Genomic DNA, 17211 nt, shown 5'->3' with positions numbered 1-17211 from the left:
CGAGAGATTTGGCGGTCTTTTTTTGTGGCAGGCGGGACCGTTGATCTGCCGAATTCTAAACAAAGCTTTAGTCGGGGGTTATTGACGGGCCCCCTAATGGATGTTAGTTTTATAGCATCACAACAATAATTGGAAAGCCGGGGAAACCATGGTGAAACATATTCTATATCTCCAGCCTTACCCGAGCCAGGTTGGCGGGGTGGATACGGTGCTGCTGCAGCTAATCGAAGGCCTGGACCGGACTCAGTACCAGCCGTTCGTGCTGTTGGCCGGACACAGTCCCTACGTGGAGAGGTACGAGAGCCTCGGCGTGAAGGTGTTCATCGGGAAGCTGGCCGTATTCGGCAAGCCGACGAGCTACAGGTATTACTGGGACAATACGCTGAAGCTCTTCAGTACCGTAAGGACCGTGCTCGACATTATCAAGAAGCACCGGATTGATCTCGTACACTCCCATAAGATGGAGCTGATGGGCGGGAATATCGCAGCCAAGCTTAAAGGGATTCCTTCCGTACAGACCGTGCACGAGCTGCCGAGAGGGATGCTGCCGGCTTACCAGATGGTCGGAATGCTGAATCATCTGCTGAATGACAAGGTTGTCGTGCTGTGTGAGCGGAGCAAGGTGATGTTCCGGTGGTTCGGCAGGGAATCGGGCAAGCTGACGAAGATTTACAACGGCATCCACTTCTCCAAGAGCAATTCCGATAACGCTTCCATACCGCTCCGCGAGCAGCTGGGGGTGTCGGCAGAAGAACCGCTGATGATGACGGTGGCCCGGCTGGCGCCGGAGAAAGGCATTGAGACCCTGATCCGGGCTGCCGAGCGATTCAAAGCGGATGGGAATCGGGGGCATTTCGTGATCGTTGGCGATGCTACCTTCGAGCATGAGAAGGTCTACAAGGAGAAGCTCTTCGCACTGGCCGGTGAGCTGGGCATGACCGACCGGGTTCACTTCCTCGGACTTCGACGCGATGTGCCGGAACTGCTTTGCCAAGCGGATGTATTCGTGCTCTCATCGGTCTATGATACCTTCCCCACGGCGGTTCTGGAAGCCATGCGGGCGGGCCTGCCTGTCATCTCGACGGATGTCGGAGGTGTACCTGAGATGGTGCGTCCGGAGAACGGATTGATGACGCCGGTCTTTGATTTCAATGCATTATCGAAAGCGGTTACAACTATGCTCTCCATGGATTATAAGACAATGGGACGTAGAGGAAAAGAAATCATGGAGAATGAGTTCTCGCGGGAAGCTTATGTCGGCCAGACGGTGCGGCTCTATGAAGAGCTGTGGATCCAGTACGGTAAGGGCGGCCGGCAGGTGGAGTACGCCCGTTCGTGAGGACGGCGAAGCGGATTATCATACAGCGCAGGAAGGCCTGCTGCCGATGGGCAGCAGGCCTTCCTGCGCTGTGCTTATCCGAGCCAGTGGAAGATCCGGCCAGGCGCGGTCTCGTTCTGTGGGGCTGCTGCGGGTGAAGAGGAGGCCGGCACAGCCGATACCGGCGAAGCTGAACCGGAGCCGGACGATGCGGATGCGGAAGGGCGATGGTACTCTGCCGGCAGTAAGGCTTGTGCCGGAACCACGGTCCGTGCAGGGAGGGCCGCATGCGCGGCCGTTTCGGCGGCCTCCGCGGGGCGGATGACGACCTGTGTGCCGCGGGGCACGAGCGGATACAGCGCGGCGATGTCTTCATTCGTCATCCGGATACAGCCCAGGGAGGCATCCCTTCCGACGGACGAAGCATCGGAGGTGCCGTGCACAGCCAACCGGCCCATCCCGAGCGCGGCTGCACCGTAGACGCCTTCCTGACGGCCTTGGGGAGCCAGGACCCGCTCGCCAATGGTGAAGCTTCCGTTCGGCGTGGCACCTTCCGCTCCGAGCCCTACAGGATACTCGGCAAGCAGGGCTTCCCCGGCGGTCAGCCGGATCACGTGCTGATCCTGTATCACTTCAAGGGCCGCCGGGCGGTAAGGGACAGCCCAAGGGCTCTGCTCAGGGGCCTCTCCACCGCCATCGCCACTGCCGCTGCCTCCCGCCGCAGCCGCTGCGGCGATCCCTTCGGCTGCGGCCGCGGTAACATTCGGGTAGAAGGCGCCCTCAGGCGAGGAGCCGCCCGGCTGATATACCCAGCCGCCGCTTCCATCGAAAAAAGCCCTAACCTCGGACGAACCGGACAGGGCTTCCTCAGGAAGGAAAGAGATGTAGTTGGACGGGTAGGCGCTCAGCAGAGACTGCACGGACGCAGGATAGGCGCCGTGCTCGCTCTTGTAGGCAGCCAAAGCGGTACGCACCAGATTGGCGCCCGCTTCGGTGCGGAGCTTCTGCAGCTCCGCTTGAAGGAAACGGATCTTGACGGAATCATCCACGGCCGGCTGGTACTCCGCGACCACGAAGGCTTTGGACTTCCAGGTCTCGTCCGTCAGCGGGACGACACTTTTGCCGGCGACTGGGGAGGCGATCCCGAAGATCACGATGCTGTTCTTCGGATGACCCTCGGACAGCTGAACGGCCCGGTCATGAAGCAGCTCTTCGACTTCCTCATTCGGTGTGCCGTAAGGGATGTGCAGCAGGAAGGGGAGCTCTACGCTCTCGTAGGTAACGGCTTTGCCGATGCCAAGCGGGCTCCAGACCGAAACCACCTTAGAGATGGCCGCAGGTCCGTAGAAGAGTCCGGCCAGCAGAAGATTGATGAAGAGCAGGGCCAGGAGCAGCACCTTGAGGAAGAGCGGAATGACCGGCTTGTCCTTCGATGCAGCGGGGACTTCTGCGGAATCGGCGAGTCCGGCTTCCTTCTCGAGCCGGCGGATGGACCCGGAAGCCAGGTAATAATAAGGGGAGGGATGGGTTCTCATCGTTTCCCTGTAGTGAAACAGAGCCTTCTCCCGCCGGCCTTCTCCCTCATAGTGCTGGGCCAGCCGGAAGTGGGCTTCGGGAGAGCGGCGATCGAGATAATTGATGACCTTCTGATAATAATTCGGGTCGTTGCGGTTCAAATACAGGTTCTTATGCAGATGAATGAGATGGTCGGCTTTAGGAACTCGATAACGGGTCGTCGGGTACGGCATAGCAGGAGCCTCCTAGAAGAATTGTCCTAATGATACAGATAGTATCACAAAGTAGGTCCGAACGAAAGGGCTGGACCTAAAAAAATATACATTATGTATCATAGACATCAAAAAAAGACGCCTTTTAAGACGTCAGTGTCATGACTTCGTTCCCATGCACCTTCGTCCGATTGCGTCCCTCACGTTTGGCTTCATAAAGTGCTTCGTCCGCTCCATCGAACAATTCTTCCTTGGAGCAGCCCTTGCTGAAGGCATGGATTCCTACGGAAATGGTTACGGGATTACCATCCAGCTCGGGATGCATCATCCCCGCTATGCGGAGCCGCATCCGTTCGAGTTGGTCCAGGAGCTCCGCCAGCCCGCTCTCCGGGCACAGGAGCGCGAATTCTTCGCCTCCGTAGCGGGCGGGAAAATCATTCGGCGATACCATCTCGCGGATGGCCGCTGCGACCCTGATCAGTACGGCGTCGCCTGCCTGGTGCCCGTAAGTGTCGTTCACTTTCTTGAAGTGGTCTATATCGAGCAGGGCCAGATGAAAGCCCAATCCGTTCTTCTCGCCGTGGATCATCAATTCATCCAGATACTCATGGAACGACCGATGGTTGTAAAGTCCGGTCAGCGCGTCGGTCTTGGCCATCTTGTCCATCAGAATATTGCGTACCAGCAGATCCTGCTCCGAAGCCAGGGTCGATTTCAAATCCTGAAGGAGGTCATGACCGCGGCGGCGGATTTCAAGTCCCAGGTATGCGCCGAAGGTCAAGATGGCCGTCATCGAAATCCGTTCCCCCCAGGGCGAGGAGCTGAACACGTGCAGAACGGTGGTATGGATGAGAAAGAAGCTGGCGAGTGCGATTCCATACGCGAAAAGAAGCTTACGCCGCTGAAAATAAAAGACCGAGGCCAATATCGGAAGAAATAACGTGGCCAAAGAGGGGCTGAGCTGCGGAAATGTGGTAATAAGACTCAGGGAGAGCGCAGCACCGCCGCAGATGACGACATAATCCTTGAAACGCTTCAAGAGAAGATAAGCCGCTTCCACCGCCAATAGCCCCAGCACCATCCAGAGCGTATGGAGACTCAGGATCGCTATGGGGGTATAATCGGGGTTCCATCGCGAGGTCGTCACATAGACGGATGCGGCAGCGACCGTGAGAACCGCAATGCCCCAGTATCCATTCAGCAGCCTCCGGTTCCAGCGGGACAGTCTCGCTTGCTGCGCCGCATCAAAAACCATAGAAATTCACTCCAATATCCTGTGTAAATCTCATTTATTACTATACCATGGGCGCTTGATATTTGTATATATGCGACTCTTGGGCCATATACTTTAACAGAGGCAAGGGTCTGAAAGGAGTGAATGGGGATGAAGCTGTTTACGGTATATTTGCTGAAACGTTCGGACGCACAGGCAGACCGGCTCAGCCGGGAACTCTCGGGTTCCGGCGATTTGCTACATAATACAGACAAAATCCATATCGCTCTTAACGGCACGGAGGGGCTGCATCAGATCGAGGTGTCAGGCAAGCTTCCGGCTTTTCAACTTCATATCGATGGGGATGTCTTGCTGGCGGAAGCTGCGCAGGTGCTTGCGGATTACGTGCTGCGCGAAGAGGAGCTCCCCCTTCTGAGAAGCATGATCAGACAGGAGTATGGGTACAAGCGGGAAGAGGATGTGAGCCAGATCCTGTCTTACTGTGACCGGATGCTCGGCACGGAAGCGCATCGGACCGGTCCGAATGACTATGCTAAAGCTTATGCGCGGCGCAGGGAAATCATAGCCGAGGAGCTCCGTGAATTTTTGCAGGAACAAACACTGCTTAATCTGGACGGCTTCCTGAGATTCCGGCTTCAAACGTACCGTGAAGAGCTCCGGGAGATTGTCGAGTATGCCGTTGACGAATTCGTGATGGACCAGCAGTACCGGGAATTTATCTCCCTGCTCCAGTATTTCGTCTATATCCAGGAAGCCAAGGTTCCGATCGTTCATCTCATTCACAAGGGCGGAGCGGATTTCCTGCTGATGAATGAGCGCATGGAGCTGATCGAAACGGAAGAGAATGAAACGGTCGTCACCGCCCAGATGCTGGAGAAGGATATGAACTTCGAGGACATGATCGTCTCCACGCTGATTACGGTGTCGCCGGGCAAGATCTTTATTCACACGCGGGAGCCTGACGTACAGGTCATCCATACTATCCGGCAGATCTTCGAGAACCGGGTGGAGCTGTGCGGGTACTGCCGGATGTGCCACAGCCTTGACCGCTCGACGGCTGCCGAATATAATAAAGGATAAAGCCGCCATCAAAGACATGAAGAGCTGAAGTGCTGCCCAGAGAGAGGGGACATTGGCTGTAATCCCCTTCAGTGAACGACAGATCTTTACCCCTTTGTAGCTGTGATATGGAACAGGGAGCCAAGAACGTTCCGCCAGTATATATCACCGGGTCATTCCCGTTACAGGATGTCTTGAGGATTCGCTGCAAGTACATATGTGCATGGGCAGTGAATCGAATTAGGGTGGAACCACGAGCCGAAGCGCCTCGTCCCTTTTGGGATGATGCGCTTTTTTGTATTTTCTCGAAGAAAATGGAGGGTTATGAACATGGCAGTCAAAGTTACATTCCCGGATGGGGCGGTAAGAGAGTATGCGGAGGGGACTACGGTTGAAGAGATCGCCGGATCGATCTCTTCCGGACTCAAGAAGAATGCAGTCGTGGGCAAAGTCAACGGCAAGCTGGTCGATCTGAATACGAAGCTGGAAGCGGACGCCGAAGTCTCGATCGTTACCCTCGACAGCGAAGAAGGGCTTGAGGTATACCGTCACAGCACGGCCCACCTGATGGCTCAGGCGATCAAGAGACTGTACGGCGAGCAGGCGGTCAAGCTTGGCATCGGTCCGGTGATCGAAGACGGCTTCTATTACGATATTGATATGGAAACTTCGCTGACGCCGGAAGATCTCGCGAAGATCGAGAAGGAAATGGAACGGATCGCCGGGGAGAACCTGGCCATCTCCCGCAGAGTCGTCTCCCGGGAAGAAGCGATCCGGATCTTCACGGAGCTCGGTGACCCGCTGAAGCTGGAGCTCATCAACGACCTGCCCGAGGATTCCGTGCTGACGATCTATGACCAGGGCGAATTCTTCGACCTCTGCCGCGGACCTCACCTTCCGTCGACGGGCCGGATCAAGGCGTTCAAGCTGCTCAGCGTGGCCGGGGCTTACTGGCGCGGCGATTCCAAGAACAAGATGCTGCAGCGCATTTACGGCACGGCGTTCGCCAAGAAGTCGGAGCTCGAAGAGCATCTGCACCTGCTCGAAGAAGCGAAGAAACGCGACCACCGCAAGCTGGGACGCGAGCTGAAGATGTTCACCTTCTCGAACGAGGTCGGACAAGGCCTGCCGATCTGGCTGCCGCACGGCGCCAAGGTTCGTCAGACGCTCGAGCGCTACATCGTGGATCTCGAGGAGCGTCTCGGCTACAACCACGTGTACACGCCGGTACTGGCGAACGTGGAGCTCTACAAGACGAGCGGCCACTGGGAGCACTACAGCGAGGACATGTTCCCTAAGATGGTTATGGACAACGAAGAGCTGGTGCTGCGTCCGATGAACTGTCCGCATCACATGATGGTGTACAAGAGCGACATGCGCAGCTACCGCGACCTGCCTGTTCGGATCGCCGAGCTCGGCACGATGCACCGCTACGAGATGTCCGGCGCCCTGACCGGACTGCACCGTGTACGTGCCATGACGCTTAACGACGCGCACATCTTCTGCCGTCCGGACCAGATCAAGGAAGAGTTCGCCCGCGTCGTGAACCTGATCCGTCAAGTGTACGCGGACTTCGGCATTACCGAGTACCGGTTCCGTCTGTCCTACCGGGATCCGAAGGATACGGAGAAGTACTTCCCGAACGACGAGATGTGGGAAATGTCCCAGCGCATGCTGAAGGAAGTCGTGGAAGAGCTCGGCCTTCCTTACTTCGAGGCGGAGGGAGAAGCGGCCTTCTACGGTCCGAAGCTTGACGTGCAGATCAAGACGGCCCTGAAAAAAGAAGAGACGCTGTCAACGGCACAGCTCGACTTCCTGCTGCCGGAACGCTTCCAGCTGGAGTACGTGGGCGCGGACGGCCAGAAGCACCGTCCTGTAGTCATCCACCGCGGCATTATCTCGACGATGGAGCGCATGACCGCCTTCCTTCTCGAGAACTTCGCTGGAGCGCTGCCGACCTGGCTGTGCCCTGTACAAGCCAAGGTGCTGCCGGTGTCGGGGAACTTCGACGCGTACGCCAAGGAAGTCGAATCCAAGCTGCAGGCGGCAGGCATCCGTGTGGAAGCCGACCTGCGCAACGAGAAGCTCGGCTACAAGATCCGCGAAGCGCAGCTCGAGAAGATTCCTTACATGCTCGTGGTCGGCGAGAATGAAGTGCAGTCCGGCGGGGCGTCCGTACGCCGCCGCGGCCAGGGGGACCTCGGTGCCCAGAGCCTGGATGAAGTGGCCGCATTGATTCTCGACGACATCCGCAGCAAGAAGGTGCAGTAAGTCTTTGGGGCCAGCCCCATCCTATTCGCTTTACCCGGTAGACGCCTGCCCGGTCACTCTGTTGGAGTGCTGGGCGGGCGTTTTTTTTGTTATACCCGGATAGGCTCTCCGGCGGCTGTTCGGTAACCCCGGTGTTTCTTCCTGACCTCCCAAGGTTATATAAATGAAAAACCTTGTACTATGACATCCATTGTAAGGTGGACGGTGCCCAGTTCCGCCTCTTCGGCCCGTGCGGCCAATCGGCCCGGCAGTCAAAGCCTGCCATATTCGGATGTATAGCAGGGGCTTCCAGTGGATAGCCTCTTAAGTAAGGGGAGGTTTGGAACAAACATATGTTATCGAAAACCGCAAGCCATGTCTTATGGATCTGCTGCATGACTCTGATGCTGTCCGTATGGATGTGGTTTGAACAAGAGCCGCCATTTGCAGCGGACGGGCTTCGTCCGAAGGAGGAGCCATCCGTAGCGGTCATGGGGGCTGTCCCGCCTGCCGGCAGCGCCTCTGCCGCTGAGGAGCCCGAAGCCAAGCCGGTATCCGGTTCGGCAGCCGCAGGGAAAAAGGCGGCACGAACGAATTACAAGCTGTTTCCGCACAGCGGACAAGATCTGAAGAGGTTCAAGGCGGTAGAGGTGACGGCTACCGGCTATTATGCCGGCATCGAGTCCACAGGCAAGGAGCCGGGGCATCCCGAGTATGGGGTAACTTATTCCGGTCTGAAGGTCACCCGGGACGTCGAATCGTTCTCGACGATTGCCGCCGACCCGTCCGTATTCCCGATCGGAACCGTCCTTTACATCCCAGGCTACGGCTATGGCGTTGTAGCCGATACCGGCGGGGCGATCAAAGGCAAACGGATCGATTTGTACTTTGAGACGAAGGATCAAGTATACCGGGAGTGGGGCAAAAAGACGCTGAATGTGTTCGTGGTCAAGGAAGGCTCCGGGAAGCTCAACGAGGTGCTGTGGAATACCTTGAAGACGGAGCTGCTGTTCTAACATGGCAAAGTAAAAGCATAACCAGATACGGAGTGCCTGCCTGCTGCCATCAGCGGCGGCCAGGGAAGAAAACGCAGCGGAGAAGGGCGGGAGAACCGCCTGTTCCGCCCGGCAGCACAGAACCCCGGGGACAAGCTTCTCCGGGGTTTTTGCCGGCCGTTTTGAGCTAAATCCGGACATTGATAGAGGAATAAGGCTTCTTTATATAGAGGAATGAAGCAAATGAGAAGAAGATCCGGGATGAAAGAGGGCTGGCTTGCAGAATGAAGGAAGAAAATCCGAACAAAATTGTTGGTTTCCAAAGTTATTGTTTTGGTGTAAAATAAGATTACAGTGATTATTGTTAACATTATGGGATAGGTGATATTTCATGCTAAATGCTTTGTTAGCAGGGAGCTCGATACGTGTGAAAGAGCGGAAAGCAGCCGAAATTTATCCATTTCTGGAGGCTTACATTGCCCGGAAAGAAGAACAGATCTCAGAAATCGAGCAAGTGATCGAACGGTACGAGAAAAAACGGATGATGGAAGAACGAAGCTATCAGTCCATGTCAGCTTTGCGCCGGATGTTTGCCGGCAAAAAACCGGACCATCACCTTGCCGTGGAGTACATCCATTACGTCAAGAGACCGATGGAACAGATCCGGGCTCTGCGGTTAGAGATCGAGAATGCGCGCAGCATTCTGAACGGGGACCCGGCGGATACGATTACCGTCACCGGGGATCTCGAGAGAGAATTGAACTCATAACGGGACGCCTGTCCTGGTTTACGTTCCAGCTTCTGTGCCTGGCCCAAGGCGCGGAAGCTGTTTTTCTGTCGGGGGTTCCGGATCAAAGTAAAAACACACCGCTCTGTTCTGCATACTGCAGAAAAAGCGGTGTGCTTCGTCTCCGATTATCTCTTCAATTGATCGAGCTCGATGAAATCGGTGTCCTGGCTGTACGCCGGAACCCCGTGGATGCCCACATCCAGACCCACGAGCTCTTCATCACGGGATACCCGGACCGGCACGACGAGCCGGATGAGCTTGAAGACGACCCAGGTCGTGGCGAAGCCCCATACGATGATGATCGCCAGTCCGAGCGCCTGAACGCCAAGGAGCTGGAAGCCGCCGCCGTAGAACAGCCCGGTGTATCCTTGTCCGAGACCTTCGATAAGCTCGGGCTTGGCGAACAGGCCTACCGCCAGGGTGCCGATGCTGCCGCTGACGCCGTGGACCGCGAAGGCGCCGACCGGATCGTCGATCTTCTTCGACTCCAGGTATTCCGTAGCGAAGACCATGGCGATGCCGCATACGGCTCCGATCAGGATCGCCGCGCCGCTGCTCACGAATGCGCAGCCGGCCGTGATGCCGACAAGCCCGGCAAGGGAACCGTTGATAACCATCGGCGGATCGGATTTGCGGTACCGCAGCATCGTGAAGAGAATGCAGGTGGCGCCGCCGGCGGAAGCTGCCAGCATGGTGGTGAGGGCGATGTGGCCGATCGAGCCGTTGGTCGCGCTGAGCGTACTTCCGGAGTTGAAGCCGAACCAGCCGAACCACAGGATAAAGGCGCCGACCGACGCAAGGGGGAGGTTCGACGGAGGGACGATATTCGCCGTGCCGTCTTCAGTGAACTTCCCGATGCGGGGGCCGATGATGACCGCGGCGGCAAGAGCCGCGAAGCCTCCCAGGGCGTGAATGACCGCGGAGCCCGCAAAATCGATCATGCCGAGGCCGCCCAGCCAGCCTCCGATGCTCCATACCCAGTGTCCTGCGATAGGATAGATCAAGCCTGTCATGGCGATGGTGAACAGAATGTAAGCGTGAAAGTTAATCCGCTCGGCTACCGCTCCGGATACGATCGAGATGACGGCGATGACAAATGCGCATTGGAACAGCCAGTACGTCTCGTGCGAGATCGTCAGATCGATGTGCGAGAGGTCTCCGCCGAGGAAGAACCCGCTGGTGCCGATGAGACCCGAGAGGTCTTTGCCGTACATGATGGCAAATCCGAAGAAGTAGAAGATCAGTGCGCCAAAGGTAATGTCGACGAATACTTTCATGATGATGCTCACGGCGTTCTTCTGTCGGACAAAGCCTGCTTCGAGCAGGGCGAAGCCGCCTTCCATAAGCAAAATCATGGCGGCGGTCAGCACGACCCAAACCGTATCGAGTCCGCTGGCCAAGGTAGCCAAATCCATGAAGCCAATCCCCCTTGATCCGTACAATATATAGATTTTACGCTCTTAATTATACGGTTTTGATGGAAAATATGTCAACGAAATACGTAAGATATTATCACATGAAACCCTGTATTTTTCGGAATTTCAAAATGGATGGGAGGTTTCGACGGCATTGGAAAGTTTGGGGATAATTTTCAAGCGGTGCGATCATTCTATAGAATATCTACATCGCATGCCGACTATCCGCTATGGAGGAGATGAACCGATATGATCCCGCTGAATTCCTCGCTGACCAGCCGGGAGGAGGCCTATGGGCAAGTACGCAGCTATCTGCAGCAGCATGGGTTTTCGCTCGGAGGCAACTGGGACTATGAGCACGGAAGCTTTGACCGCTCCCTCGACGAGGTGCAGAAGGTATGGCTCCGCATCCCGTTCCAGGTAACCCACGGCGCCTTGGACGGAGACACGGATGCGACGGATGCCGTCATTCAGATCGGCCAGCCGTTCGTGCTGAAGCATCTATATAATGAAGGCTTGGATCCCGAGGCAAAGGGGATGACGTTCGGGGCCCTGATCGACCAGTTCCAGGAGCCCGTGGACAAGGATGCCCCAGTGGAGCCCAAATGGGCGGCGCAGGCCGAGGAGCTGCTTCGCAAGGTGGAAGCCTCGTTCCCTTCGTCCCCCGCCCGATAACGTCTCTTTCCGCATCCCCCTGCGTTCCCTCCGGGAGGCCGTATGGGGGATGTCTTGTCTATGCGGGGCGGCCTGCTATTTTACCTCCATTTTAGGTTACTTTAAGGTTTCCTTAAGGTTAAGGGTGCAATATAAGAACATAACAGGAACGCTAATGAGTGCACTCATACAACCGCATCGAAACTGCATTGAAACTCATCGAATGGAGGCTTTTGCACAATGGACAACAACGAACGCAATCCTTTTGATAGCCGGCCGCGTCCGGAGAACGAAGAGTCGGCATCCGCTCGTGAATCGGCCGGGGCAGGCAACGGCGAAGAAGCAGCCGGCAGAGAAGACCGGGCATCCCATTATTTCTCTTACGGCCCTTATAAATCGAATATCGGCAGCACCATGTCGAGCGACGGTACAGGCCATACGCCGGTAGAGGTGACGCCTCCGAAGCCGCTCCGCTCGTATGCGTTTTCTCCTCAGGAGGAAGGGGCCGACCGGCCGATGGGCAGCTGGCAGGTGGGCCAGCCGCAGAAGAAAGGCGCCGGCTTCCGCAGCATCTTCGCCGCATTCATGGCGGGTGTCCTGGTTGTCGGCTCGCTGATGGTGGCCTCCGACCGGATGAACCTGTTCACGGGACCGCAGGGAGTCATGACCGGCAGCGGTACCGGCAGCTCGCAGCTGGCGGCTCCGGCGGCGGGCAACGGCGGTGTGGTTCCTACGGCGCTCGGCGGCGTGGTGCGCCCGGACAATATCTCTTCGATCGTCCAGCAGGCGGGGCCTGCCGTGGTCAAGATCGAGACGCTGGTCAAGCCGAAGGCGACGCAGCGCAGCAACTCGCTCTTCAACGATCCGTTCTTCCGCCAGTTCTTCGGGGAAGACGCCGTGCCTCAGCAGCCGGACAGCGGCAGCTCCGGCCAGCTGCAGCCGGGAGGCATGGGAACCGGCTTTATTTTCGAGAAGTCCGGGTACATTCTGACCAACGAGCATGTGATCGAAGGTGCGGATGAGATCAATGTGTACGTGAAGGGCAGAGAGGAGCCGTATAAGGCCAAGCTGCTCGGCAACAGCTATGATCTCGACCTGGCGGCCCTCAAGATCGAGGGGGACACGGACTTCCCGACCCTGCCGATCGGCAGCACGGATTCCGTGAATGAAGGCGACTGGGTGGTGGCGATCGGTAACCCTTACGGCTTCGACCACACGGTTACGGTGGGGGTACTGAGTGCGAAGGAACGTCCGATCGACATTCCGGACAGCAACGGCACGCGTCATTACAAGCATCTGCTCCAGACGGACGCTTCCATCAACCCGGGCAACTCCGGCGGTCCGCTCCTGAACCTCAACGGTGAGGTTATCGGGATCAATACGGCCGTCAGCGCCCAGGCACAGGGTATCGGATTCGCCATTCCGACGAGCACGATTTCTTCGGTTCTCGACAACCTGAAGAACAATGTGGCGATTCCGAAGGAGCCGGTTCCTTACATCGGCGTAGCGCTCGATGAGATCGACAAGGATTGGGTGGCGGAGCTCCAGCTTGAGAATACCGAAGGCTCCATTGTTACCCAGGTGGAGCGCAAGAGCCCAGCCTTCCAGGCCGGCATCCGTCCGTACGACGTGATCGTTGAAGTTAACGGGACGAAGGTCAAGAACACCAAGGAAACGCAGGAAGCGATCAAAAAGCTGAAAGCCGGCGATAAAGTGACGATCGGCATCATGCGCGAAGGCAAGAAGGTGCCGGTCAGCGTAACGATCGGCGACCGCAATGTTCTGCTTCAGCAGCAGCAACAGCAGTAAGTCCCCGAAAAGGGCTGAATAGAAGAGGAAGCAGAGCGGAGGAACGCGGAGCTCTGCTTCTTTTTTTGTATTGCTGCGCGGTTTGTTGGTACAATAAATGGAAGAGGAAGAGGCAGGTGTGCATATAACGGATGAGAGAGAAAATATTGGTCATTGACGATGATGAGAAAATTACCTCCATGCTGCGCCGTTCACTCGCCTTCGAGGGGTACACGGTATTCACGGCGAATCACGGCATGGACGGATTGAAGCAGATTCTGGAGAACGACCCGGATGCGGTCGTGCTCGATGTGATGATGCCCCAGCTCGACGGCTGGGAGGTGGTCCGGCGCATCCGCGAGGGCGGCTCGAAGGTGCCCGTGCTGATGCTGACGGCCAAGGACGAGATCTCGGACCGGGTACGGGGGCTGGATCTCGGGGCGGACGATTATCTCGTGAAGCCGTTCGCGCTGGAGGAGCTGCTTGCCCGCATCCGCGTGCTGCTGCGCCGCAAAGCGTCGGAGAGGGAGGAGCTTGCGGCGAACAAGCTGCAGTATCTCGACGTCTTCATGGATCTCGACACCCGGGAAGTCTACCGCGGTGACAAGCTGATTGAGCTGACGACCAAGGAGTTCGACCTGCTGCACCTGTTCCTGCAGAATCCGCGGCGCGTGCTGTCCCGGGATGTCATCATGGAGAAGATCTGGGGCTACGATTACAGCGGGGAATCCAATGTGCTTGAGGTCTATATTGCGCTGCTGCGCCAGAAGACGGAGGAGCACGGGCACAAGCGGATCATTATGACGGTCCGGGGGGCCGGTTATGTGCTGAGAGGTGAAGCCTAAAGATGTCGATCCGTCTTCGGCTCACCCTGTGGTACACGGCCATTTTGTCGGCTACACTTCTCCTGCTCGGGGTTGGGCTTTATTTTTTTCTCTACTATTATTACTTCAATTCCCTGAAGCCGGATCTGCAGCGGACAGCGGATGTGCTGCGCACCCGGATCCAGTATGACGGATACTCCTTTCAATTAAATGTCCGCGACCAGCTCCGTTATAATAATCTGTACTTTCAGGTGGTCAGTCTCGAGGACGGAGGCAAGACGCTCTCGCCGAGTCTGGCGGAGACCGGGCTGGAGCTGCCGGATCTTAAGGTGACGAAGATCAGGTGCATCGTCAATAACGAATGCCGGTTCGACAAGATCCAGATGAACAATGTTCATTTTCTGATGTACTCGACGCCGGTGACCGTCAGCGGCCTCGCGCTTCCCGGGGAGCCCGTCATCGGTATCATGCAGGCGATCTACGAGATCGACGATATCGAACGCCTGCTGGCCATGCTCCGGCTCATTCTGACGGTGACGGGCCTGCTCTCCATTCTGCTGGCCGCTTCGGTCGGCTGGTTCCTGGCTCGCAAGGCGCTGCGTCCGATCGAACAGGTCATCATGGCCGCCAACCGGATCGAGAGAGGCGTGGATCTCGACAAGCGGATCGAATACTTCGGGCCGAGCGACGAGATCGGTGAGCTGACGCAGACGATCAACGGGATGCTGGAGCGCCTGCAGACGGCTTACTCGGAGATGGAGGAGGCCTACGGCGCCCAGCGGCGCTTCGTGTCGGACGCATCGCATGAGCTTCGGACTCCGCTGACGACCATCCGGGGCAATGTGGATCTGCTCGAGAAGATGTGGAAGAACGTGCAGCAGGGGGCGCTGGCTCCCGGGGAGGTGCAGCTGGAGATGACACTGGAGGCCATGCACGACATCTCGGGCGAGGCGGAGCGGATGTCCCGCCTGGTGAACGATCTGCTCTCGCTGGCCCGGGCGGATGCGGGCTTCCAGATGGCGAAGACGGAGATTCAGCTTCTGCCTCTGCTGGAGGAGGTCGCGCGCAAAGCGCAGCTGCTGCCCCGCACGGTGGAATTCCGCACCGGTCCTTTTGAGGGGATCGGGGAAGCGTGCATTCAAGGCAATGCGGATTACATCCGGCAGCTCCTCTTTATCTTTATCGAGAATGCGTTCAAATACACGGATGGAGGCTTTGCGCTTCTGGATGCGTCGCTCGATGGGGATCAGGTGGGGATCCGGATCGAGGATTCGGGGATCGGAATGGACAAGGAAGAGGTTCCCCATATCTTCGAGCGCTTCTACCGCGCCGATCCGTCGCGGGGCAAGAAGGCGGGAACCGGCCTCGGGCTGTCCATCGCCAAGTGGATTATCGATGAGCATGGAGGCTCGGTGGAAGTGCGTACCCGCAAGAATGAAGGGACGGCCTTTACGATCTGGCTTCCTGTGCTCCCGTGCAAGGATGTGGCTGCTTCCGGGGGAACGCAGGGGCATTCCCTACCGGAGGGGAATCAGGTATAATAGACAGGAGCGACTAAATTTCGACAGGCAGGTGCAGGATGGACGTAATTAAGATTTCTCCCCGGGGCTATTGCTACGGGGTTGTGGACGCCATGGCGCTGGCCATGCAGACTGTGAAGAACTTGGATCTGCCAAGACCTATATATATCCTGGGCATGATTGTACACAACGCGCATGTGACCGACTTCTTCAAGAAGGAAGGCGTCATCACACTGGACGGGCCGAACCGGCTGGATATTCTGGAGAGCGTGGACAAAGGGACCGTGATCTTCACGGCGCACGGCGTGTCACCGGAAGTGCGCCGGCGTACCCGCGAGAAGGGGCTCACCGTAGTGGATGCGACGTGCCCGGACGTAACGAAGACGCATGATCTTATCCGGGAGAAGACGGCCGAAGGGTATCATGTCATCTATATCGGTAAGAAGGGCCACCCGGAGCCGGAAGGCGCGATCGGCGTGGCACCGGACCGTGTGCATCTGATCGAGGGGACCCAGGAGATCGATTCGCTTCAGGTGGAATCCTCCCGGATCCTGATTACGAACCAGACCACGATGAGCCAATGGGACATTAAGCATATTATGAAGCGCCTGCTGGATCGGTATCCGGGTGCGGAGATTCATAACGAGATTTGTCTGGCGACACAGGTGCGGCAGGAGGCTGTGGCCGAGCAGGCCAAGGAGGCGGACCTGGTCCTCGTGGTCGGCGACCCGCGGAGCAACAACTCCAACCGGCTTGCCCAGGTTTCCGAGGAGATCGCCGGGGTCAAGGCTTACCGGATCGCCGACATTACGGAGCTGCGCAGGGAGTGGCTGGTGCCTGTGCGCCGAGTGGCGGTGACGTCGGGCGCTTCGACTCCGACTCCGATCACGAAGGAAGTCATTACGTACCTGGAGCAGTACAATAACGACGACCCGCAGACCTGGGAGATCCGCCGGACGGTTAACCTGGACCGCCTGATTCCGGCGCCGAAAGCCAAAACGCGGGCGGAATAGGACAATGGACGGGAAAGAGGGGGGCGGCAGCGGATGAAAACATCGGCGAAACAAACATTTCGGCTTCAAAACATCGGGCGCTGGTTCCGGCTCAAATATTTGCTGCTGACCAGGGCCAAAGGAGGGCCGGCGATGGTGGCCCTCGGCTTCTCGATCGGTCTTGCCGTGGAGATGTTTACCCTTCCCACGGCCGGACTCGCCTTTTTCCTGATCTTTCCTCTGGTGTATCTGATGAGGGCCAGTATGGCCGCGGCGCTGCTGGGATTCATGTTCGGCAAGATCATCTATATCCCGCTTTCCTTCGTTCACCGGAGAGTAGGGGAGATGCTGCTTCCGCACGGCATCAAGGGAGCGCTTCTCCAGCGGCTGCCGGATTGGCTCGATACGTTCATCAAGTTTAATCTCAAGCTCTTCGTCGGCGGTGTGGTCGACGGGGTGATTCTCGGACTTCTTCTGTTCTTTCCCATCAAGTGGCTGCTGGTCTGGTTTGACGGGAAGCGCCGGGAAAAACGTCAAAAAAGAAAAGAACAGCGCTTCCTTGCCGCAGGCACCAACGGGTAGGCGCTGGGCAGATCCGCCTTGAACTGCCGCAGGATGCGCGTAGGACAGGTCCATGAAAGCTTC

14 protein-coding genes are annotated in these 17211 nt (G+C 57.4%); 11 read left to right on the top strand and 3 right to left on the bottom strand.

The features are described from left to right. Positions 1-148: 148 nt before the first annotated feature. Positions 149-1339 carry a glycosyltransferase family 4 protein gene (locus PM3016_RS31230; RefSeq protein ID WP_014372150.1) on the top strand — a complete coding sequence of 397 codons (1191 nt, stop codon included), beginning with the start codon at positions 149-151 and terminating at the stop codon, positions 1337-1339. 74 nt (positions 1340-1413) lie between these two features. On the opposite strand, the gene PM3016_RS31225 is transcribed toward PM3016_RS31230, so the two are convergent. Continuing rightward, complete coding sequence (locus PM3016_RS31225; RefSeq protein ID WP_014372149.1) at positions 1414-3066, bottom strand: L,D-transpeptidase; 1653 nt, start codon at positions 3064-3066, stop codon at positions 1414-1416. A 124-nt stretch (positions 3067-3190) separates the two neighbouring features. Continuing rightward, positions 3191-4300, bottom strand: a complete 1110-nt coding sequence (locus PM3016_RS31220; RefSeq protein ID WP_014372148.1) for a GGDEF domain-containing protein — start codon at positions 4298-4300, stop codon at positions 3191-3193. A gap of 129 nt (positions 4301-4429) precedes the next feature. On the opposite strand from PM3016_RS31220, the gene ytxC reads away from it, so the two are divergent. The 4 genes from ytxC (at position 4430) to PM3016_RS31200 (ending at position 9352) form a co-directional block, all read left to right on the top strand. Further along, positions 4430-5359: a putative sporulation protein YtxC gene (gene ytxC, locus PM3016_RS31215; protein WP_013920424.1), complete on the top strand. Its 930-nt coding sequence runs from the start codon at positions 4430-4432 to the stop codon at positions 5357-5359. Positions 5360-5668: 309 nt separating this feature from the next. Further along, the gene (gene thrS / locus PM3016_RS31210) at positions 5669-7609 is read left to right on the top strand and encodes a threonine--tRNA ligase (RefSeq protein WP_013920423.1); all 1941 of its coding nucleotides are present in this window, start codon (positions 5669-5671) and stop codon (positions 7607-7609) included. Between the two features lie 332 nt (positions 7610-7941). Further along, on the top strand, positions 7942-8604 hold the full coding sequence (locus tag PM3016_RS31205) for a 3D domain-containing protein (RefSeq protein WP_014372147.1): 663 nt from the start codon (positions 7942-7944) through the stop codon (positions 8602-8604). A gap of 406 nt (positions 8605-9010) precedes the next feature. Continuing rightward, positions 9011-9352, top strand: a complete 342-nt coding sequence (locus PM3016_RS31200; RefSeq protein WP_013920420.1) for a hypothetical protein — start codon at positions 9011-9013, stop codon at positions 9350-9352. 146 nt (positions 9353-9498) lie between these two features. On the opposite strand, the gene PM3016_RS31195 is transcribed toward PM3016_RS31200, so the two are convergent. After that, positions 9499-10788, bottom strand: coding sequence for an ammonium transporter (locus PM3016_RS31195; RefSeq protein WP_013920419.1), 1290 nt, complete (start codon positions 10786-10788; stop codon positions 9499-9501). A gap of 249 nt (positions 10789-11037) precedes the next feature. Between PM3016_RS31195 and PM3016_RS31190 the strand changes: the two genes are divergently transcribed. The 6 genes from PM3016_RS31190 (at position 11038) to PM3016_RS31165 (ending at position 17148) form a co-directional block, all read left to right on the top strand. Further along, a complete protein-coding gene (locus PM3016_RS31190) occupies positions 11038-11463 on the top strand; it encodes a YugN-like family protein (protein WP_013920418.1) in 426 nt (141 codons plus the stop codon). Positions 11464-11682: 219 nt separating this feature from the next. Further along, positions 11683-13251, top strand: coding sequence for a S1C family serine protease (locus PM3016_RS31185; protein WP_014372145.1), 1569 nt, complete (start codon positions 11683-11685; stop codon positions 13249-13251). A 131-nt stretch (positions 13252-13382) separates the two neighbouring features. Continuing rightward, the gene (locus PM3016_RS31180) at positions 13383-14075 is read left to right on the top strand and encodes a response regulator transcription factor (protein ID WP_013920416.1); all 693 of its coding nucleotides are present in this window, start codon (positions 13383-13385) and stop codon (positions 14073-14075) included. Between the two features lie 2 nt (positions 14076-14077). After that, positions 14078-15595: a sensor histidine kinase gene (locus PM3016_RS31175; protein ID WP_013920415.1), complete on the top strand. Its 1518-nt coding sequence runs from the start codon at positions 14078-14080 to the stop codon at positions 15593-15595. Positions 15596-15633: 38 nt separating this feature from the next. Next, positions 15634-16587 (top strand): 4-hydroxy-3-methylbut-2-enyl diphosphate reductase, encoded by a 954-nt coding sequence (locus PM3016_RS31170; RefSeq protein WP_013920414.1) that lies wholly within the window; start codon positions 15634-15636, stop codon positions 16585-16587. 33 nt (positions 16588-16620) lie between these two features. Continuing rightward, positions 16621-17148, top strand: coding sequence for a DUF2062 domain-containing protein (locus PM3016_RS31165; protein ID WP_013920413.1), 528 nt, complete (start codon positions 16621-16623; stop codon positions 17146-17148). The last annotated feature ends 63 nt before the right edge of the window (positions 17149-17211 follow it).

It is taken from the genome of Paenibacillus mucilaginosus 3016, from assembly GCF_000250655.1.
Lineage (GTDB): Bacteria > Bacillota > Bacilli > Paenibacillales > NBRC-103111 > Paenibacillus_G > Paenibacillus_G mucilaginosus.
Note: the sequence above shows the minus strand (reverse complement) of the source record. Positions and strands in the feature narration are given on the sequence as shown.